General features: G+C 58.0%; 1 protein-coding gene and 1 pseudogene. One reads left to right on the forward strand and one right to left on the reverse strand.

Going from position 1 to position 1,828, the window contains the following annotated elements; genetic code table 11:
* Window positions 1-1,081, forward strand: a 1,081-nt coding sequence (norW, locus tag FDW87_RS19740; protein WP_252363265.1) for an NADH:flavorubredoxin reductase NorW, incomplete at its 5' end; no start/stop codon positions are given.
* 109 nt (window positions 1,082-1,190) lie between these two features.
* Here the strand turns inward: norW and FDW87_RS23125 are convergent.
* A pseudogene (locus FDW87_RS23125) lies at window positions 1,191-1,828 on the reverse strand (carbamoyltransferase HypF); the annotation flags it as partial.

The following is a 1,828-nucleotide window of genomic DNA, read 5'->3' on the forward strand; positions in this document are numbered from 1 at the left end:
CAAAAATATCCGTAAGCAGGATGCAAATGTCCCGCTGACCCTGATTGCTGCGGACAGTATGGATGAGTACAACAAGCCTGATCTCAGCCATGTTATCAGTCAGTCGCAACGTGCAGACGACCTCACCCGCCAGTCGGCGGGGGAGTTTGCCGAACAGTTTAATTTGCGCCTGTTCCCGCACACCTGGGTAACCGACATCGATGCCGATGCTCACGTAGTGAAAAGCCAGGAGCAACAGTGGCCATACGACAAACTGGTGCTGGCTACAGGAGCATCTGCCTTCGTACCGCCGATTACCGGACGTGAGTTAATGCTCACATTGAACAGCCAACAAGAGTATCGCGCCTGTGAAACACAACTGCGTGACGCCCAACGGGTGCTGATTGTCGGCGGCGGCTTGATTGGCAGCGAACTGGCGATGGATTTTTGTCGTGCTGGTAAAGCGGTGACGCTTATCGACAACGCCGCCAGCATTCTGGCTTCGCTGATGCCGCCAGAAGTAAGCAGTCGCTTACAGCATCGTCTGACCGATATGGGCGTACACCTGCTGCTGAAATCGCAGCTTCAGGGGCTGGAGAAAACAGAGTCGGGGATTCGCGCCACGCTCGATCGTAGCCGCAGCGTAGTAGTCGATGCGGTGATCGCCGCTACGGGTCTGCGCCCTGAAACCGCGCTGGCGCGTCGCGCCGGATTGAACATCAATCGTGGCGTCTGCGTCGACAGCTACCTGCAAACCAGCCACCCGGACATTTATGCCCTCGGCGACTGTGCAGAAATTAACGGTCAGGTACTCCCGTTCCTGCAACCGATTCAGCTGAGCGCCATGTATCTGGCGAAAAACCTGCTCGGCGGCAATGCACCATTGAAGTTGCCTGCCATGCTGGTAAAAGTCAAAACGCCGGAATTACCCTTGCATCTGGCTGGGGATACCCAGCGCCGCGATCTGAACTGGCATATTGCCGCCGAAGCGCAAGGGATGGTGGCCAGAGGGATGAACGACGCAGGCCAGCTATGTGCCTTTGTCGTCAGCGAAGACCGCATGAAAGAGGCCTTTGCGCTGCTGAAAACGCTGCCCGTTTAAGTACAGGATACCGTTGCTTGATTTATTAACCTCACGCACATGGATGTGCGTTGCCACTTGTCGGTATGCCCCGACCTGTTGTTCTTGCCCCGCCAGTCCCGGGGCTTTTTTATTTTTGCGCCAACGCCCGCGCCGCGGCAATCACGCCCTGCCCCAACGACAACCCGCCGTCGCCCGCCGGTAAACGCTGCGGGAACAGTAAGGTAAAATCATGCAGATAAAACGCCAGCCGGGCTGACAATATGCGGTTATGCATCACACCTCCGCTGAATACCAGCGTCTTAATCCCCCGCTCTTCGGCCTGCAAACGCATCAGGGTAGCAAACCCACGCGCCAGCGCGTCGTGAAACGCCCACGCTCTTTCGGCAGGTTTGGCCTGCCAGGTCAGCCATTGCTGCCAAAAAACCGCTAAGTCCAGCTGATTGCCATCAAGCGGCACCGTGACAGGGTGCTCAACGCCAGCACATTGCGATGCCATCGCCTCCAGCGCGCAGGCCGCCTCACCTTCATAACTCAGCGATTCCGGCGCACATTGAAGCGCGGCGGCAACGGCATCAAACAGCCGTCCGCACGATGACGCCAGCGGTGCGTTAATCCCCCGCTCAATGGCGCGCGCCAGCACGTTCCAGTTTTGATGTTGCAGCACCGATGTTTCCGGGTAGCGCTGCCAGTCAGGAACAAAACGCAGGCACTGCGCGAGCAAATTGCGCCACGGCTGTTTTGCCGCCAGATCGCCCCCCGCCAGCG

Source organism: Citrobacter sp. wls826, from assembly GCF_005281245.1.
Classification (GTDB): domain Bacteria; phylum Pseudomonadota; class Gammaproteobacteria; order Enterobacterales; family Enterobacteriaceae; genus Citrobacter; species Citrobacter braakii.